The following is a 22,508-nucleotide window of genomic DNA, read 5'->3' as shown; positions in this document are numbered from 1 at the left end:
GTGTAGCTCAACCCATCCGGTGAGGTCTCGACCTTCTCCGCCAGCATGGGCCCGACGGTGCCGCCTTCGCGATAGGCGACCAGCCCTTCGACCATGTGGAGGGTCACCGCGTCGCTGTCGTCGTCGCGATTGACGCCCGGATTCGTGCCGCGAATATCGGCCCTGAGAGCGATGGTCAGGGTTTGCGCTGCCACCGGAGCACTCGACAGTGCCGCGAGCAGCGCCATCGTCGCAATGCGCGTTCGTGAAGCACGTCTCATGAGCAAGGACCTCCCAATCCCCGTGTCAGGCCGCAGCCGCGACGGCGACCGGATCGCCGGAAAGGCTGTAGCGGGTGAAGTGTCGGTTGAGCGCGGGCAGCGGCGCCACCTCCATGATGCCGAGCCCGGGCTCCATCACGATCATCGCGACGCTCGCCGTCAAATCGCCGGTCGCTCCGGCTCGTGGCGGGCGACAGACGGCATAGGGCGACAGGAAATCGTCGAAGAGCGCGGCCTTCAGGTCCTCCCGCGTCAGGAAACGCTGCGGCTCGGTCAGCAATCGCCTGACACGCCAGTCGCGGTAGTGACTGTCGGGTGAGCCGAAGCCGGTATCGCGTAGCTTGGCAAGCGCGACCGGACTGATCCAGTGATTCGCGTGCACGATGAGCCCATCTTCCGGGTAGACCGGAAAGGCCTCGTCCGGGGCGCATTCGAGGTCGATGGCAAAGCCCCGGTCCTGGCTCAGCATCATATTGGTCGAACAGGCCTTCGGCGTGGTCGCCATCACCTTCATCGCCAGTGCCAGGTGCTCCTGCTCCAGTGCCTTGCGGCGCACCAAGGCGAGCGGAACGCCTTCCTGGCGGTAGTCGCGATCACTGCGCAGATAATTGCCGGTCACGCAGATGCCGGCTTCGTTCATGCCGTGACGGCCAAGGCCGCCCGCCTCGACGAAAGTGAGCAGATCGGGCCCATCCTGCCGGTGCACGCGCAACACGATCGCGGTTTCCGCGCATTCCGGCTGCCAGTCCCAGTTCTGCCCCTGGATGATGCTCCCGCTCCAGCTTCGCTCCGGCAGGATGATGGCGCCGGTGCAGCCATCGGCCATCTTCTCCTCCTCCTCCTCCTCATCGTCCTCATCGATGGGGCGGGAGGCAAGGAGGCGCGCCTTGGCGACGATCTCGGTCCGTGCATTGATCATGATGATCGCCGAGAGGTCGAGGCCGGCCCCATCGGCAATGCCGCGCATTTCCTCGAGATAGGCCTCGTCGAAGGCAGCAATTCCCCGGCTGAACTCGGCGATCAACGCTTCACGTTCACCTGGCTTCGATCCGAGCCTGTCGAGCTGGCCTGCGTAGAACCGTGCGCTGCGATGCACGCGATCTGTCACCGCCGCACCATGTTGCCGCCCTCGCTCGTAAGGCGACCCAGATACCGAGACGAAGGGAAATGGTGCAATCATCCACAGGCTCTGTGTTTTTTATTGCAGTTATATACACTGGACCATCGCCAAACCTTATTGTCAATGGCAAGAAAGGGAAGCTTCGGAGACGCCCACGTGTCGAGCGGACTGCATCGCGAAATCATTGGTGACATCCTGCGGCTCGGTCGGGACGAAGGATGGGCGGTCGATGCCGCGGTCGGAGAAAAGCCACTGGCCGCGCGCCTCGGTGTTTCACGAACGCCTGTGCGCCGCGCCCTGATCGATCTCAGCGAACGCGGCATTCTGCGGCGGGAGCTCGGCTCGGGCTTCAAGCTCAACCGCCCGATCGATGCCGCGGTCATCGCGGAATGCAGCAATGACGCTGACGGCGGCGCGGAGCTCTACCGGAAGATCCTGAACGACCGCGCCTCKGGCCTGATCCCGCTATCGGTGACGGAGAACGCGTTGCTTGTGCATTTCGGCGCGTCGCGCGGCGAAATGCGGCGCGCTTTGTTGCGCCTCTCCGCGGAAGGAATCGTCCAGCGCCAGCGCGGCCATGGCTGGCAGTTCTCGGAAAGCCTCGATAACCCGCAGGCTATCCTCGAGARCTATGCCTTCCGCGAGGCGGTCGAGACCGCGGCGCTCAGCCAACCCGACTACCGCATCGATGGCGCCGCTCTGGAAAAGATGCGCAACGCGCATGAGGCGCTGATGCGCAAGCCCGCCTCCGAGATCGCGCCGGACATGTGGTTCCAGGTGAATGCGGAATTCCATGAGACGCTCGCCTCATGGTCACGCAACCGCTTCTTCCTGCAGGCGGTCAAGCGCCAGAATGCCCTGCGGCGCATGCATCAGTTCGTCGACTTCCCGCAATTGACGCCTGACCAGATCAAACAGTCCTGCGAGGACCATCTCGCCATCCTCGACGCTTTGGCCGCGGGGGATCGGCCGCGTGCCGTCGCCCTGCTCTCGGCCCATCTGAGCCAGGCAGCACAGGACTGGCGCAATCAGAACTAAAGACGCATGCGCGCCCTTGCCCCGGGGCTTGGCTTTTCCTTCGGTCTTCCTGATGGTTCGGGCGCCGCTCCCGAAAGGTGGCAAAGCCCACGCCTCTCCTTTGCCAGCAGGATGCCATGTCTGATCGCAGGAATATCGGCACCTTCGACTATGTCGTGATCGGTGCGGGGTCGGCGGGCTGCCTGCTCGCGAACCGGCTCTCGGCCGATCCATCCAAGCGCGTGCTCGTGCTGGAAGCCGGTGGCATGGACGACTGGATCTGGTTCCACGTCCCGGTCGGCTATCTCTACGCGATCGGCAATCCGCGTGCCGATTGGCGGTTCCAGACCGAGCCGCAGGCGGGGCTGGGCGGCCGGGCGCTCGCCTATCCGCGCGGCAAGGTCGTCGGCGGCTGTTCGGCGATCAATGCGATGATCTACATGCGCGGCCAGGCGGCCGATTATGACGGCTGGCGGCAACTCGGCCTGCAGGGCTGGAGCTGGGACGACGTACTGCCCTATTTCCTGAAGCACGAAGACCATATCGCGCCGCCGCCCGGCGGATTGCATCGCTCCGGCGGCGAATGGCGCGTCGAGAACCCGCGCGTGCGCTGGGCGATTCTCGATGCCGTCCGGGATGCGGCACAAGCGGCGGGAATCGCCAAGATCGACGACTTCAACACCGGCGACAATGAAGGGTCGGCCTATTTTCAGGTCAACCAGAAGCGCGGCCGGCGGGTGAGTTCCTATCGCGCCTTCCTGGTTCCGGCGCTTGGCCGCTCCAATATCCGGCTGGAAACCCATGTGCTGGTCGAGCGCATCATCATCGAGGAGGGCCGCGCTCGCGCGGTCGAATTCATCCATCAGGGTGAGAATCTGCGGGTGGACGTGAGTGGCGAGGTCGTGCTGAGCGCCGGCGCAGTCGGCTCACCTGCCATTCTCGAGCGATCAGGCATCGGCGACGGCGAACGGCTCCAGGCTCTGGGCATCGAGACGCGGCGCCATCTGCCGGGCGTCGGCGAGAACCTTCAGGACCATTTGCAGATCAGGCCCGTCTACAAGGTGGAGGGCGTGCGCACCCTCAACAGCGACTATGCGAAACTCTGGCGCAGGCCGCTGATGGCGCTGGAATATGCGGCGCTGCGCACCGGGCCGCTGACCATGGCGCCCTCGCAGGTCGGAGCCTTCGCCAAATCCTCGCCGGATTACGCCACGGCCAATCTCGAATTCCATTTCCAGCCGCTTTCGCTCGACAAATGGGGCGACGGGCTGCACCCGTTCGGCGCCTTCACCGCCAGTGTCTGCAACCTGAGACCTTCGAGCCGTGGCAGCGTGCATCTGAAGAGCCCCGACGCGAGCGACGCTCCCGCTATCTCGCCGAACTATCTCGCAACGGATGAGGACAGGCAGGTCGCGGTCGATGCGCTGAAGCTCGCGCGCCGGATCGTCGCGCAGCAGCCGCTCGCACGATTCAAGCCCCAGGAACATGTGCCTGGTCCCTCGGTGACGTCGGATGCGGAGCTTCTGGAGGCGGCAGGCCGGCTCGGCACGACGATCTTCCACCCGGCCGGAACCGCCAGGATGGGACGAGACGACGATGCCGGCGCCGTGCTCGACGAACGCCTGCGCCTGCGCGGTGTCGAGGGCCTGCGCGTCATCGACGCTTCCGCGATGCCGCGCATCACCTCGGGCAATACGGCCGCCCCGACGATGATGATTGCTGAAAAGGGTGCCCAGATGATCCGGGACGATGCCCGACGACGTTGACGACCCCGCGGCGCAGGAACCTGCGGTCAGCCTGGCTGGGGCATGCAGGGGGCCGGCTCGAGGTTGCGGCAGAGTCGCGATGAGGTCGACATCAAGACGGATTCATCCCGTCGTGATTGAAGGCCTGGTCGCTGCCTGACCCGCCTCCAATGCAGGCTCGCTCTCGTCCTTGAGTTCGACGCCTGTCAGCGAACGCCTGAGCGCTTCCCGTGTAAGCCAGGCGAGCTTGACGGCCGCGTGTTCGAAGGAGAGCCCGCCCGGGCGGATGTTCGAGACGCAATTGCGCGTGGCATCGCTCAGGCCGCRCCGCGGCGCGAAGGTGAGATAGACGCCAAGCGAGTCCGGTGAGGACAGGCCGGGTCGCTCGCCGATCAGCACCGCGACGAGGCGGGCGCCCAGTGCCTCGGCCGCCTCGTCGCCCAGCGCGACGCGTGCCTGGCTCGCAATCACGACCGGCGCGAGTGTCAGCCCCTGGCGCTGCAGTAACGGCAGCATCGCGGCGATGAGCGGCGCCGCATTCTGCTGGACTGCCGTCGAGGACAGGCCATCGGCGACGACGAAGGCGAAATCGAACGCACCGCGTCGGGCCTGCAGCATCGCCTGCGCCTCGGGAGAGAGACGCCGCCCGAGATCGGGTCGCCGCAGATAGAGATCGCGCGAGGGGGCGGCGCTCTCAACCTGCACCGTCTCCAGCGATAGCGCTGCGAGTTCGGCCGCGACCTCTTCGGGGCGGAACGGGATATGAACCGCGTCGCGTGCCTGCGCATGGGCGAGGCCGAAGCGCAGGACCTCGCGCGTCGGCAAGGAAGCACCCGCGCGGCCGAGCGCAATGCGGGCCGGCGTCAGCCGCGTCAGCGMCGCCCAGCGCTCGTCGGCCGGGAGCATGTCGTCGCCGCTCACGCCGCCTGCCCCTGCATGGCCGCCAGCAAGGCCTGCCCACCCCGCCCGCTGCTCAACCGCCCGGCCTCATCCGTGATGTCCATGCGTCGCAGCCAGGCCTCGAACTCGGGTGCGCGTCGCAGCCCGAGCACCTCGCGGACATAGAGTTGGTCGTGGAAGGAGGTGGACTGGTAATTCAGCATGACGTCGTCGGCGCCGGGCACGCCCATGACGAAATTGACCCCGGCCGTGCCGAGCAGGGTCAGAAGCGTGTCCATGTCGTCCTGATCGGCCTCGGCATGGTTGGTGTAGCAGACGTCGCATCCGAGCGGCACGCCCATCAGCTTGCCGCAGAAATGATCCTCCAGCCCGGCACGGATGATCTGCTTGCCGTCATAGAGATATTCCGGGCCGATGAAGCCGACGAYCGTGTTCACCAGCAGCGGCTCGAAGGGCCGGCAGACGGCATAGGCCCGCGCTTCCAGCGTCTGCTGGTCGACGCCGTGATGGGCGTCGGCCGAGAGCGCGGAGCCCTGTCCGGTCTCGAAATACATCACGTTGTCGCCGATTGTGCCGCGCTTCAGCGAACGCCCGGCCTCCAGGCCTTCCTGGAGCACAGACAGCGAAATACCGAAGGATTCATTGGCCTTCTGCGTGCCGGCGACGGATTGGAAGACGAGATCGACCGGCGCGCCCTGCCCGATCAGCGCGATCGCACTGGTGACATGGGTCAGCACGCAGCTTTGCGTGGGAATGTCGAAGCGGTGGATCAACTCGTCGAGCAGGCGGACGAGATCACCGAGCACCGGCAGGGAATCGGACGCCGGGTTGATGCCGATCACGGCATCGCCACAGCCATAGAGCAGCCCGTCGATCGTCGAGGCGAGGATGCCGGCGGCATCGTCGGTCGGATGGTTCGGCTGGAGGCGCACGGCCATCGTGCCGGGCAGGCCGATCGTGTCGCGAAAGCGCGTGACGACCCGGCATTTGCGGGCAACCAGGATGAGATCCTGGTTCCGCATCAGCTTGGAAACGGCGGCTGCCATTTCGGGCGTCACGCCGGGTGCGATAGCGGCCAGGACCTCCGGCGTCGCCTTCTCCGAGCAGAGCCAGTCTCGGAACTCGCCGACCGTCTGCGACGCGATCGGCGCGAAGGCGGCCGCATCATGGGTATCGAGAATCAGGCGGGTGACCTCGTCGTCCTCGTAAGGCACCAGCGCCTYATTGAGAAAGGTTCGCAGGGGCAGGTCGGCGAGCGCGATCTTCGCCGCCATGTTCTCTTCCATGCTGGCGGCGGCGATGCCGGCCAGCATGTCGCCGGAACGCAGTGGCGTCGCCTTCGCCATCAACTGCTTCAGATCGGCAAAGACGTGGACATGCCCTCCGACCGTGACGCGGTATGTCATCAAGCTGTCCCCCGGATCCTGCCCGTACGAGTGTGGGAGCGGCCGTGCCGGAGCGCAAGCCGCGCCACCCCATGCAGAGCCTATGCCGGTCTGGCGTAGGCCTCGATCGTGTCGAAGAGCTTGCGCGAAATGATGATGCCGTCGGTCGCCGTGCGTGTGCGGGCGCCGGCGCGACGCTCGCCCGGCAGGCGGGCGCCGGGCTGACCGGCCACCGCATCGAACAGGCGCTCGAGGCGGGACGAAGCGCCCTCGCCCACCAGTTCGCCAGGGTCGATCGCGATGAAAAACTGGCCGGTGCGGGGCGAGCCGCCGAGATTGTCGGCGAAGGAGGACGCATCGATCGAGAGACTGGCGCCGGTCAGCCAGGCTGCGAAGACCTCGACGATCAAGGCAAGGCCGGCGCCCTTGTAGCCGCCGGACGGGACCATCGAACCACCGGCCAGCGCGGCCTTGGGATCGGTCGTCGGATTGCCGTCCCTGTCCAACGCCCAGCCGAGCGGGATCGCCTCGCCGCGCTGCTGGTGGACGACGATTTCGCTCTTGGCGACGACGCTGGAGGATTGGTCGAGCACCAACGGCTCGCGCCCCGCACGTGGCACCGCAAAGGCGATCGGATTGGTGCCGAAGACCGGCGTGGCACCGCCCGCCGGCGCGATCGAGGCCGGAGCGTTGACGAAGGCCAGGGCCAGCAAGCCATTCTGCGCGATGCGTTCGACATGATAGCCGACCACGCCGCAATTATAGGAGTTGGTGACGGCGAGGGCGGCGATGCCCTGGGCCTTTGCCGCCTCGCACAAAGCCGGCAGGCCGAAATCGATCGCCGGATGGGCAAAGCCGCCCTTGGCATCGATGCGGACCAGGCCCGGCTTCGGGCTATCGAGCACGGGGCGCGCCTTCCCGTCGATCTTGCCGACGCGGGYGTGTTCGCAATAGGTCGGCAGGCGCGCGAGGCCGTGGCTATGCACGCCTTCGGCCTCCGCCGCGACGACGGAAGCCGTGATCGGCGCTTCGTTGCGCGGATCGACCCCGCAGGCGAGCAGCACGCGCCGCGTCAGCGCCTCGACCTGGGCRAGCGTCATCTGAACGCCGTCGGCGGAACTCTGCGTGTTCATGCCGCCTCCTCCTTRTCCTGTTCGGCGCCGTAGAACCGGGACGCGGCCTTCGGCGTCACCAGCCCGTCGGAGAGGTCCTTGGCGAGGCGCTTCGGATCGCGCCGCGCCGGATCGCCGAAGCCGCCGCCGCCGGATGTCTCGATGGTGACGGTGTCGCCGGCCTTCAACGGGATGCCCGAGACCTTGGATTGGAGAGAAAGTTTCGAGCCGTCCGCGCGCGTCACGGTGGTGCGGCTGAGCGAACCGGGCTCTCCGCCGCCAATGCCATAGGGCKCATGCCGGAAACGCTCGAAATTGGTCGAGAGCGAGCCCTCGGCCGCGTCCAATCGCCATTCCCGCACGAGGCCCAGCCCGCCACGGAATTCACCGGCGCCGCCGGAGTCGGGAATGAGCCCGTATCTGGTGAAGGTCACCGGGTACTTGGCCTCGACCATCTCGATCGGGGCATTGGTATTGTTGTGCAGGCCGCAGGAGAGCGCGCTCGCGCCGTCGCCTCTGGCATGTCCGCCCCAACCGCCAACCTCAATGTCGAAATAGACCTGGCGCTTGCCCTTCGGGTTCGTCGTCTGCAGCGCGTAGACATAGGAGATCGCGTAATAGGCAGCCGGGATGCGCTCCGGCATGATCTGCGCCAGCGCGCCGAAGACGGCGGTCGCGATGCGATGGTTGACGACCATGCGGCCGGCGACGGGCGCCGGGAAGACCGCGTTGACCACGCTGCCTTCCGGCAGCTTCACGGTGACGGCGCGATAGCAGCCGGAATTGGCCGGGATCTCGCCGCCGAGTGCCGCCAGCAGCGCGTAGTAGACGGCCGAGCAGGTCATGGCGGGGGTGTTGTTGACCGGCCCCTTCACCTGCGGGCTCGACCCCTCAAAATCGAGCGTGATGGTCTCGCCGCGCTTGATGATCTTCACCGCAAGGCGGATCGGCTCTTCCGACTGGCCATCATCATCGACCAGTTCGACGAAGGAGGATTCGCTGTCGGGAAGCGCCTTCAGCGCGGCGCGCACCATGCGCTCGGAGCCGTCGAGGATGGCCGACATTGCGGCTGCGAGCGAGGCGGAGCCGTATTTGCGGGCCATGCGCGCCACGGCCCGCTCGCCGATGCCGAGTGCGGCGATCTGCGCGTTGAGGTCGCCGCGCGTCTCGTCGGGCTGGCGCACATTGTGCAGCAGCATCTCGAAGACGCCGGTGTTGAGCACGCCTCTGTCGACGAGGCGCAGCGGCGGGATGCGGATGCCTTCCTGGAAGACCTCCGTCGCATTGGCATAGTAGCTGCCGGCCGCACCGCCGCCGACATCGACATGGTGGCAGAGCGTACCGACGATGCCGACCCGTTCGCCATCAACGAAAACCGGCCGGAAGGTCTGGATATCAGGCAGATGCTGGCCGCCGGAATAGGGATCATTGGTGACGATGACATCGCCGTCGTTCCACTGGTCGAGTGGAATGAAGCGATCGAGGATCGTGCGCAGGCAGTCCGACATCGAGTTCAGGTGAACCGGGATGCGCGCGGACTGGGCGATGTTGCGGCCTTGCGCATCGAAGACGGCGGTCGAGAAATCCAGGATTTCGCGAACCACGGTCGAGCGGCTGGTGCGCCAGATCGTGATGCTCATTTCCTCGGCCGCAGCGACCAGCGCATTGCGGATGACTTCGAGGCGGACGGGGTCGATGCCCTTGAAAATGTCGCTCATGGTGTCGGGCCTCACTGCGCGGTGATGCGGTCGGCGATCAGGGCGCCGGCGGAATGGGTGACGATGTTCCAGCCGGCCGGCAGGTAGATCGAGGTGTAGGGCTCTTCGACGACGGCCGGGCCGCTGACGGGATCGGTGGTGCCGATTGCATCGCGCTCCCAGACCGGGGTGTCGACTGCCGCTCCCCGGCCATGGACCGGGCGCGACTGTGCGGCCGGTTTCGCGGAGCCGGCGGCCTGGCGCGCCGGCACGGGCTTGGCCAGCGCTCCCACTGCCTTTAGGCGCAGGGCGACGATTTCGACCAGGACCTCGGGCTCGTCATAGGAAAAGCGCTGCTTGTGCAGGGCGTGGAAGGAGGCACTCGCCTTGGCGACACCAGCGGCCGAGAAATCAGCCTCGTCCAGCGGCACACGCAGGTCGAAGGCCTGACCGGCATAGCGCAGGTCGACGGCCCATTCGAAACGGCGTGCCGCGGGCGCGACACCGTCCTCGGCGAGCAGCGCTTCCGCCTCCGTGACGAGGCGGGACGCGGTCGCTTCCAGGCCCGGCGCGAGTTCATCGAAGAGGCCGATCTGCGTGGCGCCGAGATCATGGGCGATATCGGACCAGAGGATGCCCCAGGCCGAGAGCGTCGAGGCATGGGCGGGGAAGATGACACGGCGGATGCCGAGTTCCTCCGCCACCTCGCAGGCATGGACACCACCGGCACCGCCGAAGGACAGCATGGCGAAATCCTCGGGGTCGAGCCCCTTCTCGAAGRGCGAGAGCCGGATCGCCATGGCCAGCGCCGAATTCGCGACGTCGATGACGCCGGCCGCGGTCCTGTCGACGGAGAGCCCTAGCGGCGCCGCCACGGTTTCGGCAGCGCGCCGCGCGGCCTCACGGTCGAGCGGCATCGCCCCGCCCATGAAGCTCTTGCCGTCGAGCCGACCGAGCAGGAGATTGGCGTCGGTCACGGTGAGCGCGATACCACCCTTGCCGTAACAGGCCGGGCCGGGATCGGCTCCGGCGCTGTGCGGGCCGATGCGCAGGCGATTGCCGTCATCGACCCAGGCGATCGAGCCGCCACCGGCGCCGATGGTGCGCATCTCGATCATCGGCAGCCGCACGGGCAGGCCATCGACCTCCCCCTCATTGACCATCGAGACCACGCCGTCATGGACCACGGAGACGTCGAACGAGGTCCCACCCATGTCAACCGCGACGAGATTGGGCTCGCCGAGCTCGGCCGACAGGCGCCTGGCCGCCGCGGCACCGCCGCTAGGGCCGGAGAGCAGCAGGCGGGCGGGCTCACGCCCGGCCTTGGCCAGGCCGGACACACCACCATTGGACTGGACGAGGTAGACCTGAGTCTGCGGCACCTCCTCGGCGAGGCGCCCGGCGAGACGGTCGGTATAGCTCTGGACGATCGGCACCAGCAGCGCGTTCAGCGCCGTGGTCGACATGCGTTCATATTCGCGGATCTCGGGCGAGATGTCGCTGGCGAGTGAGATGGCGACGCCCGGCAGCAAGTCAGACAGAATCTCGCCAACGCGCCGCTCATGGGCCGGATTGGCATAGGCGTGCAGCAGGCAGACCGCGACCGACCTGACGCCGGCCCTGGCGATTTCGGACGCGATCCTGCGAACGCCGTCCTCATGCAGCGGAGTAATGATCCGCCCGTCTGCACCGACGCGCTCCTCGACGCCGAAGCAGAAGCGGCGGGCGACGAGCGGCTCCGGCTGCTCCAGGGTGATCGCGTAGACGTCCTTGCGGCCGTGCCGGCCGATCTGCATCACGTCTTCGAAGCCCGTCGTGGTGACCACTGCCCCGAGTGGCAGCTTGCGTTCCAGCACCGCGTTCGTCGCGATCGTGGTACCGTGCAGCAGATATTGCACTGCTTCCAGCGGGAAACCGAAGCGCTCCGACGCTTGGCGGATGCCGGTGAGGAGGCCGACGGACGGATCCTTCGGTGTACTCGGGGTCTTGATCTGGTGGATCGCGCCGGTACCGGCATCGAGGATCTCGATATCGGTGAAGGTGCCGCCGATATCGACGGCGATGCGGATATCCTGTTCCATCAGGCAAAACTCCAGGGTTCCCGCTCGCGCCGCGAGCAGGCCAGGTTCGAAGAGTGGGCGTTTCGGCGCGGCGGCGGGCCCTGCCCGACCGCCTTCAGTGTTCGGCCGGGCTAGCGGCCTGCTTCATGACAGCTCGAGACCATGCGGCTCCCTTTGTCCGGCCGTCCTGATGCGACCAAGGTGTTCATTTGACGAAGGTCTTGGCGAGGCCGGAGGTCCGGTCGACAACCAGAACGACGACGAGCGTGAGCACGACGAGCAGCACGGACAAGGCCGCGACCAGCGGATCGGCCTGCTGTTCGACGCGGTGATACATCGCAACCGGCAGCGTCGAGATGCGGGGGCCGGTCATGAAGAGCGAGAGCACGACCTCGTCGAAGGAGACGAGGAAGCAGAGCGCCGTGGTGCCGACAATGCCCGAGCGCATCATCGGCAGGGTGACGCGCCGAAACACCGTCAGCGGCGAGGCGCCCAGCGTCGCGGCCGCTTCCTCGACCGGGATCGGCAGGGTGGCGAGAGCGGTCGAGAGCACCCGGATGGCGTAGGGCAAGGTCACGACCAGATGCGCTGCAACGAGACCCTGGAAGGTCGCGAGTAGGCCATATCCGGAAAACACGATCAGGATCGCCAGGCCGAGCACGATCGTCGGCAGCAGCAGCGGCGCGGTGAACAGGCTCGACAGGAATTCCGCGCCGCGCGGCTTGAGCCTGACCAGGGCATAGGCCGCCGGCAGGCCGATCAGCAGGCTGAGCACGGTCACCAGGAAGGCGAGCAACAGGCTCGTCCAGAAAGCGGAGACCATCTTCCCGTCCGCGAAGATCGCCGGGTACCATTTGGTGCYCCAGCTCGAAGGCGGGAACATCATGTAGCTGTCGCCGGAGAACGAGATCGGTACGACGACGATCAACGGCGCCAGCAGGAAGATGAACATCGCACCGGCGAGKATCTTCAGGGCGGGAGAAATCGGGCGTTCGTCCATGATGTCCTCCCCTCACATGATTGCGCGCAGGGCGCGGGTGTAGAGCACGAGAGCACCGCCGAAGATGACGAGCACGAGGATCGAGAGCGTCGCGGCGAGCGGCCAGTTCAGCGTCACGATGGCCTGGTCGTAGATTTCGGTCGCAAGCAGGAAGACACGGCCGCCACCGAGCAGCTTCGGCGTGATGAAGGATGAGACAGCCAGCACGAAGCAGAGCAGCGACCCAAGCGCGATGCCCGGCAGGGTCAGCGGCACGACGATATGGCGAAACACCTTCCACGGCGGCGCGCCGAGCGTGGACGCAGCCTCCTCGACACGCGGATCGAGCCGGCCGAAGCCGGCAAGCAGCGCGAGGATCATGTAGGGCATCAGGATCTCGGTCAGCCCGATCACCACGCCGGTCTTGTTGAACATCAGCTTGAGCGGCGCGATGCCGATGGCACCGAGCGCATTGTTGACGAGTCCGTTTTCCGAGAGGATCGCGACCCAGCCATAGGTCCGCACCACCGCCGAAGTCAGCAGCGGCGAGATCACCAGCACGAGCAGGATCGTGCGCCATGTGCCGCTGGAGCGATGAAGATAGAGCGCGATCGGATAGGAGCAGACCAGCGTCATCAGCGTGATTCCGAGGCTGACCAGGATGCTGTTGAGAATGAGCTCGGCGTAGAAGCTGTCACGCAGCACCGAGGCCCAGGTCGCGAGCGTATAGACCTCGACCATCGCGCCCGTCGCCTGCGACTCGTAGAACGACATGCGCAGGAGGTTGAAGACGGGTGCGAGGAAGCCGAAGGCGTTCACGAGCGCGATCGGCAGGAGCAGCAGCACGACCAGCGGCAGGCCGCTGCTCCGCTCCGCGGCCGGCATCGGGGCCGCCATCGCTGCGGCTGGCGCGACGGCGCTCATGCTGCCGCTCCGTAGACGAAGATGTCCTGCGGCCGCCAGGACAGGGTCACCGGGCGGCCCGGCTCGATCACGCTCTCGCCGCCGCGGGTCGCGAGCTCGACCGAGACGATCTGGCCACCGACATCGACGTCATATTGCAGGATGTCGCCGGCGAAGATCGCGCGGGCGACGGTGCCCGAAACGTGCTGGCGCGCGGAATCCGCGGCTGCAGCAGAGTCCGGCGAAAGCCCGAGGCGATGCGGGCGGATCATCACCTGCACCGGTCCCTCGAGGCCGGCGGGAGCGGCTATGCGCTGGCCTGCGAACTCGGCCGCGCCATTGCGGGCGACAGCCGTCAGGCGATTGCTGCGGCCGACGAAGCTCGCGACGAAGGCCGTCTTCGGCGTCTCATAGAGTTCGACCGGGGTTCCGAGTTGTTCGAGCCGGCCCTGATTCATCACCACGACCTTGTCGCACATGGTCAGCGCCTCGACCTGATCATGCGTCACGAAGATCGCAGTGATGCCGAGGCGCTTCTGGATGTCGCGGATCTCGTTGCGCATCTCGTCGCGCAGCTTGGCATCGAGATTGGAGAGCGGCTCGTCGAGGAGCAGGATCGAGGGACGGATGACGAGCGCACGCGCCAGCGCCACGCGCTGCTGCTGGCCGCCGGAGAGCTGGGCCGGCCGGTGCTCCTCCTTGCCGGTGAGGTGGACGAGCGCGATCGCCTCCTTCACCCGCTTGGCGATCTCGCCCTTGTCGACTTTGCGCATCTCGAGGCCGAAAGCGACGTTGCGCGCCACGCTCATGTGCGGGAACAGCGCATAGCTCTGGAAGACCAGACCCATGTCGCGCCGATGCGTCGCGACCTCGGTCAGGTCGCTGCCGCCGACGACGATCCGTCCGGAGGTCGCGGGCACGAGGCCCGCGATCATTCTCAGCGAAGTCGTCTTGCCGCAGCCCGAGGGGCCGAGGAAGGCGACGAGCTCGCCCTTCGGCACCTCGAGATCGAGATTGTCGACCGCGACGAAGTCGCCATAGCGCTTGGTCAGGCTCCGGATCGAAAGGAAGCCCTCTGGTGCATCGGTTCGGCTGGTCATGGTCGACATCCTCCTTTGGCTCAGCGGCTCAGCGGGATCACCTTGCGGCGCCACTGGTCCATGATCGGCTCGCGGACCTTGGCGAGTGCGATCCAATCCACCGGGATGACMTTGTCCATCGACTTCACCGCCGTGCGCGCGATCGCGGCGTCCGAGATCTGCGCCTTGGCATTGGTCGGCGCGTAGAACATCGCTTCCGTGAAAGCCTTCTGCGCCTCGGGGCTGAGCGCGTAGTTGATGAACTTCGCGCCGGCATCCTTGCCGGGGCCGCCGGCGACCTGGTTGACGGTGTTGATCTGGAAGACGCTGCCTTCCTTCGGCAGGGTCGCACCGAGCTTGCCGTTCGAGGTGTCGATGTTCACCTGCGCACGGGCGTTCCAACCGGCGCCCACCGTCGCCTGGCCGGAGATGATCGTGACATAGACCTCGGGCTTCGGCTCCCAGGTCTGCACGTTGGGCGCGATCTCGCCGAGCGCGGCGATGCCCTTGTCGACATTCTTGAGATAGTCGGTGCCACCGCGCGCCTTGTCGGTGATCAGCACGAGCGAGAGGCCCTGGATGTCAGGCATGCCGGGGATTGCGACCTTGCCGGCGAACTTCTTGTCGGCGAGGTCCATCCAGGACTTCGGCGTCTCCTTCACCGTATCGGTGTTGTAGAGCAGAACGAGGTTGTCGAAGGTCACGGCGACGCCGTCGACATCGGCAATGCGCGCGCTGGGGTAGAGATCGGCGACGTTCGGGGTGTTCTTCTCGTCGATCTTGGTGAGCAGCTTCTCGTCGGTCGCAGCCTTCGAGACCGAGACGTCCATGATCACGACATCGGCCTGCGGCGCGGCCTTCTGGGCGCGCAGGTTGCCCAGCATCTGGGCCGAGTTCGGCATCGGGAAATATTCGACCTTGATGCCGGGATTGGCCTTCATGAAGGGCTCGACCACCGCCTTGGTGTAGCGCTCCTGGAAGAGACCGGAATAGGCCATCACCGTCACGGTCTGCTGGGCCATGGCGGTGCTTGACAGGAGTGCGGTCGCGAGCCCGGCTCCGATCGCGATCTTGGCATATGTCTTCATGCGACTTCCCCTCTGTTTATGGTTGCGCGAGCGGCTTTGTGCCGCCCGCTTCGACATGTCGGACATTCAGACCCTGGCGAGCTTGCCCTCGACCATGGCGGTAGCGCCGGAGATATCGGGCAGCTTCTCGCCCTTGCGCAGGCGCTCGAGCAGGACGAGTTCCTGCTCCTGCATTTCGATGGCGCGGCGGGCATAGGCTTCGGCCGTCGCGGCCTTGAGGACGACAATGCCGCTCTCGTCGCAGAGCACGGCATCCCCCGGCTCGATCGTCTGGCCGCCGACGCTGACCGGAACGTTGATCGCGCCCTCGGTGCCGAGGATCTTGGTCGTGATCGGCGACGGACCGCGGCACCACATCGGCATGTCGGTCTTGACGATCTCGGAGAAATCCGTGGCCGGGCCGTCGATGACACCGGCAGCCACTCCGGCATTCTTCATGGCGTGGGTGACGACGCCGCCCCAGCAGGCATGCTTGGTGTCGCCGCAGCGGTCGATCACGACCACATCGCCCGGACGGACGAGCTTGGTCAGGTAGTGCAACGCGGTCGAATCCGCGTGTGGGATGCGGATGGTGACCGCCGTGCCGGCGATGCGCTTGGTCGGCAGCACCGCGCGGATCTCGCGGTCGACGAAGCCTGAATGCAGGACATGACCGATGGTCGCGACTTCGCATTTCTCGAGCAGCGCAACGAGGCTGGCCGGAATCTGCGCCGGCATGGGATTGACGATGAACATGCTGCGCTCCGGTCAGCCGATGACGTGATGATTGGCGACGGGGACCGCAGCGCGGACCTTGGCGGTGTAGTCGAAATCGAGCCTGGCGCTCGTCGTGCCGATACCGTCGGAAGCCTGGGCGGCGATATGGCCCCAGGGGTTGATGACCATGGAATGGCCGTAGCAGGCGTTCTTGCCCTGCGCATGGGTGCCGGTCTGTCCGGTCGCCAGGAACCAGGTCTGCGTCTCGGCCGCGCGGGCCCGGGCCAGCAGTTCCCAATGGTCCTTGCCGGTCATCAGGGTGAAGGCGGCGGGCAGCACGATCAGATCGGAACCGGCGTCGCGCAGCTTGCGGAAGAGCTCCGGGAACCGGATGTCGTAGCAGATGGCGCAGCCGACCGTGGCGTCCCCGACCTTATAGGTCACGACCTCCTTCCCACGCGAGACCATGTTGGACTCACGGTAGCTCGAGCCGCCGGGAGCATCGACATCGAACAGGTGGATCTTGCKGTAATGCGCGATCTGCTTGCCATCGGGACCGAAGACGAGGGTCGCATTGAAATAGTCGTCAYCGTCGCGCTCGCAGACGCTGCCGGCATGGATGGTGACGCCGTGCTTCTCGGCCAGGCCCGACATCAGGCGATAGCTCTCGCCGTTCGGAAAGGTCTCGGCGCTCTCGCGCATCGCCGCCGGACTGCCGTCCAGGAAGGCGTAGTATTCCGGCAGTACGATGAGATCGGGATGGTCCTCGGCGACGACCTTCTCGATCATGGCCCGGGCCGTCTTGAGGTTCGCGGACTTGTCGTCCTGCGAGTTCATCTGGATGAGCGAGACTTTCAACGGCGTTCTCCCTGCAGGTGTTGCCGCAGCAGAACAAACGCGAGCCGGCCCGGCAAACGCGAAATTCTTGTTCGCCTCGACAAGAATTGCTTATGAGAACGCCAGCGCCATGCCCTGCCGTTTCCTTGGGCATCCGCCGTATGGTCAGTTGGAGGCCGCGATCTCGACGGCCATGTCCGCGATCAGCGCCGGTAATGTGTTGCCCGGATCATCGGCGAAAACCGCGTGGAAATTCAGCGGCGGCAAGCGCGCATCGACATCGAGAACGCGTAGATCACCCGTCTCCAGGAACTCCTGCACGACGACGCGCGGCAGCACGGCGATGCCGACGCCGTCGCGGATCAGCCGCGTGATGGTGGCGAGCGAGTTGGAGTTGAAGATGCGGATCGCGCTGGGGTCAACTCCCGCCGTTTCGATCACCCGCAGCACGGCCTGATGCGGTTGGGAGCCCTTTGAATAGGCAAAGATCGGATAGTCGACGAGATCGGCGATCGCGAGCCTGCCGGGCTTGAGGGGCAGCTTCGGCGAGGCGATCCAGAGGCATTCGAAGGTGCAGAGCTCGATATTGCGGATATGGGGAGCGACGACCGGCCCCATGACCAGGCCGAGATCGATCTGACCGTCCTGGATCTGGCGCGCCAGGTTCAGGCTGGTGTCGACGTTCAGGTCGATCGTGACGTTCGGATAGGCTTCCTTCACGCGCTCGATCAGCCGCGGCAGCCAAGCATACACGACAGAATCGATCGCGCCGATCAGCACCGTCCCGCGCTCATTGCTGGCGTCGCCGATCGTGCGCTGGAAGTCATTGACCATGCGCACGATCGCTTCCGCCTGCGCCAGGGCGCGCTGGCCGTGCGGTGTCAGGCTGACATTGCGCAGGTCGCGCTCGAACAGGCGGACGCCGAGATCACGCTCCAGGGTGGCGATGCGGTTGGAGACCGACGCCTGCGTGGTGCAGAGCTTGTCCGCAGCGACGGAAAAGCTGCGCAGCCTTGCAACCCAGACGAAGGTTTCCAGGAATTTCAGATTCACGTTGGGCMAGCCCTCATCCGCCTTGGTCACCCATCGACCATGCGAGCGCAACCGGCAAGCAACCGATGCGCGTGACATGAAGACCGATACAGCCGGACCATAGCGACCCGGTGGCGGGATGGCACGCAGGGATGCCGCTGGCGGGCCGCCAGCTGGCCCCGGAGTTGCGTGTCGCCGCTCCGAGGGACAGTGAGGCGCCGCGCCCTTATCTCAGGTCAGCCGGCGAGCTGCATGTCGCGGTCGAGCGGGAAGATCGGCCGGCGGACATGCTTGTAGGGCAGCTTGGTCAGGTCGGGCGTGCAGAGTGCACCGCTGTCGCAGACCACGACCTTGCCGGCGATCGGCTCGAAGGCGGCACGGAAATGCTGCATGGATTTCAGCCCGACCACCCGTTTCGCAACCGGGTCGATCCCGAAGGCGCGGAACTGCTGCAGGTCGAGCATCTGGGCCGGGAAGGTAGCAACGAGGATGTCGATGCCGCCGACACGCAGCACGGCAGTCGTGCCCCAGCTTCCCTTCAGCCCGCCGAGCATCGGCCCGTCACCGACGAAGTCGCCATCGCTCAACAAGAGAAGCGTGCCTTCGAGCGCAAGCGGTGCGCCCCCGACGCGCGGATCGGTCTTGCCGCCGAGCCGGATCGAGACGCGGTCACCGACCGCGTGGCGATGCAGCTCCTCGGCGGCTTCCGGATCGATGATCGGGCCGAAGCAGGCATCCTGGACGTCGGCCGCGATCATCGCGCGCAGCAATTCGGTGGAGTCGCCATAGCCGCCGCCGCCCGGATTATCCGCGTAATCGGCAATGACCAGCGGGCCGTCCTTGGAGTCGAAGGCATTGGCCTGCCGGGCCGCCTCCTCGACCGTGAGATAGGTGTTCACGCTCTCGAAGCGCCGCGTCCACATGTCATGGACAAGCTCCTCGGCGAAGGCGTGGTGGGCGGACAGATCCCCCTGCCCCGTCACCAGGACGGTCGGGCCGACCTCCTCGATATCGGCATTGCCGAAGGCGCCGTTGACGCTGACGGCGAAGACATCGGGCTTCTGCTCATAGGCACGTGCCCGCGCGATGCGCTMGACCATCGGCCCGATATCGGTGCGCCCGCCATTGATCTCTTCCAGCATCGGGCGATGGGCGCGAATGGTGACCGGCCTGATTTCGCCGGTCATGGCGCGCTGCAGAATGCCGGCGGCCTGCCTGGCGCAGTCGCGCACATCGACATGCGGATAGGTCTTGTAGGCGACGATGATGTTGGCGAGCGCGGCCATCTTGGAGGTGACATTCGCATGCGGATCGAGCGTGATGCCGATCGGCAGGTCCGGCCCGACCACGGCGCGCAGACGCTCCAGCAGTTCGCCCTCGCCATCCTGGTCGAACTCGGTGACCATGGCGCCGTGCAGGCCGAGCAGGATGCCGTCCAGCCGGTCCTTGTTCTGCTTTGCGGCCTCGATGATGACGCTGGCGATCCGCTCATAGGCATCGCGCGTCACCGGCCCGCAGGGCTGCGCCGAGGCGCTGATCGTGTGGATCACCGTCCAGCCATTGGGGCGGCCGATATCGAGGAAGCCGGCGATCGGCGTGTTCGCCTCGCTGCGGGCCGCAACGGCCTCGTCGCCAAGCTGGATATTGCGGGACGCGAAGGCGGCGTAATCGGCCGGCTTGCGGCTGAACGTATTGCTCTCATGCGAGAATTCGGCGGTCAGGACATTGAAGGACATGGCGCTTCCTCATACGTTTCTTCTGGCGGATCGGAACGGACAGTAAGCGGCGGACGGCAGGGTCTCAGCCGTCCCGCAGCGGCCGGCGAATATCGAGCGCCTCGATCAGGGCATCGCCGAACAGGTTGATGGCGATGACCGTCGCCGCGATGACGAGGCCGGGAAATATGATGATCCAGGGTGCGATGAAGATCTGCGCCGTACCGGAGCTCATCATCGCCCCCCAGCTCGGCAGGGGCGGCTGAGCGCCCAGGCCGAAGAAGCCGAGCGTAGCCTCGAGAACGATGGCATCGCCCGTCGCCAGCATTCCCGCCACGATCACCGGCGTGATCGCATTCGGCAGCAGATGACAGAACAGGATGCGGGCCGGGCTGGCGCCGATATTGATCGATGCCTCGATGAAGACTTCGTTCTTCAGGGTCATCACCTGCGCCCGCGTCAGGCGCGTGAACTGGGCGAGATAGGCGATGCCGATCGCGATGGCCGTGCTGTGCAGACCCGGACCGAGAATGGCGATCAGGATCAGCGCCAGCAGGATTTCCGGGAACGACCAGGTCAGATCGACGATGACGGTGACGATCCGGTCGAAGACGCCGCCGAAATAACCGGCGGCTGCGCCGAGCGATGCGCCGACGGCGACCGAGAGCGAGATCGACAGCACGCTGACGCTGAGCGAGGTGCGCGCGCCCTGGATGATGCGGGAGAGCAGGTCGCGTCCGAACTCGTCGGTGCCGAGCCAATGGGCGGCCGAGGGTGGCGAATTCGCCAGGCTCAGATTCTGGCTCGCATAGTCATAGGGTGCGATCCAGTAGGCGAGCAGCGCGCAGAGCACGAGCCCGAGGAGGAAGAGCGCGCTGAGCGCTCCCCGTGGCGAACGCGCGATCCGCGCGGGCAGCGAAGACCGGCTCATCGGGCACCCATCACTTCGCGCAGCCGCGGATCCATGGCTGCCTGGACAAGGTCGCCGAGCAGCGTGCCGAGCATCACCGCGATGGCGAGCATCAACAGGCAGCCCTGGACGAGCGGATAATCGCGCTGGCCGAGCGCGGTGATCAGCAGCGATCCCAGCCCCGGCCGAGCGAAGACGAACTCGACCGTGACCGCGCCGCCGAGGATCCAGCCGATGCGCAGGCCAAGGATGGTGGCGACCGGCATCAACGCATGCTGCAGGACATGGCGGAGCTGGATGCGCCAGAACGGCAATCCCTTGGCGTAGAGCACGCGAACGAAGTCGCGATTGGCCGTCTCGATCATCGCCGCACGGGTGACGCGGGCGATCAGCGCAGTGCCGCCGATGCCGATGGTCAGCACGGGCAGGACGAGCGCCTCCCAGCTGCGCGCACCGGAGACCGGGAACCACTCGAACTGGACCGCGAACATCAGGATCATCAGCAGCCCGAGCCAGAAGCTCGGAAGGGTCGAGCCGAGCAGGATCAGCCCCATCACGGCCCGGTCGAACAGGCTGTCGCGAAAGGAGGCGGCGAGCACGCCGACCGTGATGCCGATGATCGTGGAGAACATGAAGGCGAGCCCGCCGAGAGCAAGGCTGTGCGGCAGGTTCTCGGCGATCAGCTTCGCCACCGGCTGGCGCAGCACGATCGCATCACCAAGGTCGCCGGTGACGACCTTGCCGAGCCAGCGCAGATATTGGGCAATGAGGGGCTGATCCAGCCCGTATCGCGCAATCATCTGCGCCTGCTGCTCGGGCGACGACCCGACCTGGATGATGTGGTCGAGCGGGTCGCCCGGCACGAGATGGATGATCAGGAAGATCACCAGCGACACGGCCAGGAAAACCGGCACGAGCAGAAGCAGTCGCTTGATCGCGAATTGAAGCACGGCGCCCTCTCCCGCTCGAACCGGTCCGCGAACCCGTCAGTTGACGGGTTCGATATCGACGATCGACTGGCTCGACAGACCCGAACCGCGGATCTTCTCCGGCATGGTGACGCGCTTGCCGTGAGCAAAGAGCTGGACCGGCTGGTAGATCGGCGCGAACGGATACTGGGACAATACGTATTCGTGGTACTTGGTGAAGTTGACGACGCGCTCATCCCAATTGCGCGACTTGTTCATTGCGATGTCGTTCAGCTTCTCGGCCTCGGGATCGTTGAACATCGAGACATTGGGATAGCCGAGGCGCTTGGCGCTGAAGAACCAGTCGACGATATCGGCATTGGTCCAGAGATAGGCGCGGACCGCGAGCTGGTGGTCGGTCTTCTTGCGGTATTGCGAATTGATCGTGCTGGAATCGAGGATCGTGATGTCGGCTTGCATGCCGACCGCCTTGAGCTGGGCTTGAAGAACCTCGGCCAGTCGCTTGAATTCCGTGCCATTCTGGGCCCAGAACTTGACCTGGAGCGGCTTGCCGTCCTTGACGCGGATACCGTTGGGGCCGAGCTTCCAGCCGGCCTCGTCGAAAAGCCGCTTCGAGCGCTCGGGGTCGTAGCTGATCTTGTATTTCGGATCGACCTTGGACTCCTGCAGCGAGGAGATCAGGAAGGTGTCGGCCACTTCGCCGAGCCCGCCATAGAGGCTCTTCATGATCTCCGCCTGGTTCACGGCGAAGGCGGTCGCCTCGCGAACCTTGATGTCGGTGAAGGGCTCCACGCTGGTGTTGATCGGCATGTAGACCAGCTCGGTGCCCGGGATGGTCACCACCTTGATCGACTTGTCCGCCTGCATGCGCGGCAGGAAGTCCGTGGGGACGGCGACGATCAGGTCGGCGCCACCGGTCTTCAGCTCGAGATAGGCGGTCGATTCCTCTGCGATCTCACGAAAGGTCAGCTTCTTGAACTTGGCCGGCCCCTGGTTCTTCGAAAGGTCGGAGGCCCAGGCATAGTCGTCATTGCGGACCAGCAC

Annotated in this window: 19 protein-coding genes and 1 pseudogene; 2 read left to right on the top strand and 18 right to left on the bottom strand. The window is 65.9% G+C overall.

The window, feature by feature from the left end; genetic code table 11:
* Both AC1DJT_RS16835 and AC1DJT_RS16830 read right to left on the bottom strand, forming a co-directional pair.
* A pseudogene (locus AC1DJT_RS16835) lies at positions 1–260 on the bottom strand (ABC transporter substrate-binding protein); the annotation flags it as partial.
* Positions 261–285: 25 nt separating this feature from the next.
* A complete protein-coding gene (locus AC1DJT_RS16830) occupies positions 286–1,356 on the bottom strand; it encodes a C45 family autoproteolytic acyltransferase/hydolase (protein ID WP_441507094.1) in 1,071 nt (356 codons plus the stop codon).
* Here AC1DJT_RS16830 and AC1DJT_RS16825 point away from each other — a divergent pair.
* Both AC1DJT_RS16825 and AC1DJT_RS16820 read left to right on the top strand, forming a co-directional pair.
* The gene (locus tag AC1DJT_RS16825; protein ID WP_476834476.1) at positions 1,351–2,418 is read left to right on the top strand and encodes an FCD domain-containing protein; all 1,068 of its coding nucleotides are present in this window, start codon (positions 1,351–1,353) and stop codon (positions 2,416–2,418) included. The two genes, AC1DJT_RS16830 and AC1DJT_RS16825, sit on opposite strands and share 6 nt — an antisense overlap.
* 116 nt (positions 2,419–2,534) lie before the next feature.
* Positions 2,535–4,163 (top strand): GMC family oxidoreductase, encoded by a 1,629-nt coding sequence (locus tag AC1DJT_RS16820; RefSeq protein WP_441507092.1) that lies wholly within the window; start codon positions 2,535–2,537, stop codon positions 4,161–4,163.
* A 102-nt stretch (positions 4,164–4,265) separates the two neighbouring features.
* On the opposite strand, the gene eutC is transcribed toward AC1DJT_RS16820, so the two are convergent.
* From eutC to AC1DJT_RS16740, 16 genes are all read right to left on the bottom strand, one after another.
* Positions 4,266–5,048 carry an ethanolamine ammonia-lyase subunit EutC gene (eutC, locus tag AC1DJT_RS16815; RefSeq protein ID WP_476834478.1) on the bottom strand — a complete coding sequence of 261 codons (783 nt, stop codon included), beginning with the start codon at positions 5,046–5,048 and terminating at the stop codon, positions 4,266–4,268.
* A gap of 11 nt (positions 5,049–5,059) precedes the next feature.
* Complete coding sequence (locus AC1DJT_RS16810) at positions 5,060–6,448, bottom strand: ethanolamine ammonia-lyase subunit EutB (protein WP_476834475.1); 1,389 nt, start codon at positions 6,446–6,448, stop codon at positions 5,060–5,062.
* 80 nt (positions 6,449–6,528) lie between these two features.
* Positions 6,529–7,560, bottom strand: a complete 1,032-nt coding sequence (locus AC1DJT_RS16805) for an Ldh family oxidoreductase (RefSeq protein ID WP_476834474.1) — start codon at positions 7,558–7,560, stop codon at positions 6,529–6,531.
* On the bottom strand, positions 7,557–9,257 hold the full coding sequence (locus AC1DJT_RS16800; protein ID WP_476834473.1) for a hydantoinase B/oxoprolinase family protein: 1,701 nt from the start codon (positions 9,255–9,257) through the stop codon (positions 7,557–7,559). The genes AC1DJT_RS16805 and AC1DJT_RS16800 overlap by 4 nt, the downstream gene beginning before the upstream one ends.
* An 11-nt stretch (positions 9,258–9,268) precedes the next feature.
* Positions 9,269–11,317: a hydantoinase/oxoprolinase family protein gene (locus AC1DJT_RS16795; RefSeq protein ID WP_476834472.1), complete on the bottom strand. Its 2,049-nt coding sequence runs from the start codon at positions 11,315–11,317 to the stop codon at positions 9,269–9,271.
* Between the two features lie 184 nt (positions 11,318–11,501).
* The gene (locus tag AC1DJT_RS16790; protein ID WP_476834471.1) at positions 11,502–12,296 is read right to left on the bottom strand and encodes an ABC transporter permease; all 795 of its coding nucleotides are present in this window, start codon (positions 12,294–12,296) and stop codon (positions 11,502–11,504) included.
* 12 nt (positions 12,297–12,308) lie between these two features.
* Positions 12,309–13,199 carry an ABC transporter permease gene (locus tag AC1DJT_RS16785; protein ID WP_441490857.1) on the bottom strand — a complete coding sequence of 297 codons (891 nt, stop codon included), beginning with the start codon at positions 13,197–13,199 and terminating at the stop codon, positions 12,309–12,311.
* The gene (locus AC1DJT_RS16780) at positions 13,196–14,278 is read right to left on the bottom strand and encodes an ABC transporter ATP-binding protein (protein WP_441507086.1); all 1,083 of its coding nucleotides are present in this window, start codon (positions 14,276–14,278) and stop codon (positions 13,196–13,198) included. Before AC1DJT_RS16780 ends, AC1DJT_RS16785 begins: the two co-directional genes overlap by 4 nt.
* Before the next feature lie 20 nt (positions 14,279–14,298).
* On the bottom strand, positions 14,299–15,279 hold the full coding sequence (locus tag AC1DJT_RS16775; protein WP_476834477.1) for an ABC transporter substrate-binding protein: 981 nt from the start codon (positions 15,277–15,279) through the stop codon (positions 14,299–14,301).
* Between the two features lie 132 nt (positions 15,280–15,411).
* The gene (locus AC1DJT_RS16770; protein WP_441490859.1) at positions 15,412–16,080 is read right to left on the bottom strand and encodes an RraA family protein; all 669 of its coding nucleotides are present in this window, start codon (positions 16,078–16,080) and stop codon (positions 15,412–15,414) included.
* 12 nt (positions 16,081–16,092) lie between these two features.
* Positions 16,093–16,899, bottom strand: coding sequence for a carbon-nitrogen hydrolase family protein (locus AC1DJT_RS16765; RefSeq protein ID WP_476834470.1), 807 nt, complete (start codon positions 16,897–16,899; stop codon positions 16,093–16,095).
* A 144-nt stretch (positions 16,900–17,043) separates the two neighbouring features.
* Entirely contained in the window at positions 17,044–17,931 is an 888-nt protein-coding gene (locus tag AC1DJT_RS16760; RefSeq protein ID WP_441490861.1) for a LysR family transcriptional regulator, read from the bottom strand.
* Between the two features lie 215 nt (positions 17,932–18,146).
* Positions 18,147–19,646, bottom strand: a complete 1,500-nt coding sequence (locus tag AC1DJT_RS16755; RefSeq protein ID WP_476834469.1) for a M81 family metallopeptidase — start codon at positions 19,644–19,646, stop codon at positions 18,147–18,149.
* A gap of 64 nt (positions 19,647–19,710) precedes the next feature.
* The gene (locus AC1DJT_RS16750) at positions 19,711–20,556 is read right to left on the bottom strand and encodes an ABC transporter permease (RefSeq protein ID WP_069880984.1); all 846 of its coding nucleotides are present in this window, start codon (positions 20,554–20,556) and stop codon (positions 19,711–19,713) included.
* Entirely contained in the window at positions 20,553–21,485 is a 933-nt protein-coding gene (locus AC1DJT_RS16745) for an ABC transporter permease (RefSeq protein WP_441490864.1), read from the bottom strand. Before AC1DJT_RS16745 ends, AC1DJT_RS16750 begins: the two co-directional genes overlap by 4 nt.
* A 36-nt stretch (positions 21,486–21,521) precedes the next feature.
* Positions 21,522–22,508: ABC transporter substrate-binding protein (locus AC1DJT_RS16740; RefSeq protein ID WP_476834468.1), on the bottom strand; the 987-nt coding region annotated here is incomplete at its 5' end.

It is taken from the genome of Allobosea sp. 05T422_2, assembly GCF_056396265.1.
The sequence above is the reverse complement of the archived record's forward strand: the minus strand, read 5'-3'. Positions and strand labels throughout refer to the sequence as shown.

Coding starts and splice junctions, on each gene's coding strand:
- AC1DJT_RS16750 (WP_069880984.1), bottom strand. CDS start 20,556: ATGAGCCGGTCTTCGCTGCCCGCGCGGATCGCGCGTTCGCCACGGGGA.
- AC1DJT_RS16785 (WP_441490857.1), bottom strand. CDS start 13,199: ATGAGCGCCGTCGCGCCAGCCGCAGCGATGGCGGCCCCGATGCCGGCC.
- AC1DJT_RS16780 (WP_441507086.1), bottom strand. CDS start 14,278: ATGACCAGCCGAACCGATGCACCAGAGGGCTTCCTTTCGATCCGGAGC.
- AC1DJT_RS16770 (WP_441490859.1), bottom strand. CDS start 16,080: ATGTTCATCGTCAATCCCATGCCGGCGCAGATTCCGGCCAGCCTCGTT.
- AC1DJT_RS16820 (WP_441507092.1), top strand. CDS start 2,535: ATGTCTGATCGCAGGAATATCGGCACCTTCGACTATGTCGTGATCGGT.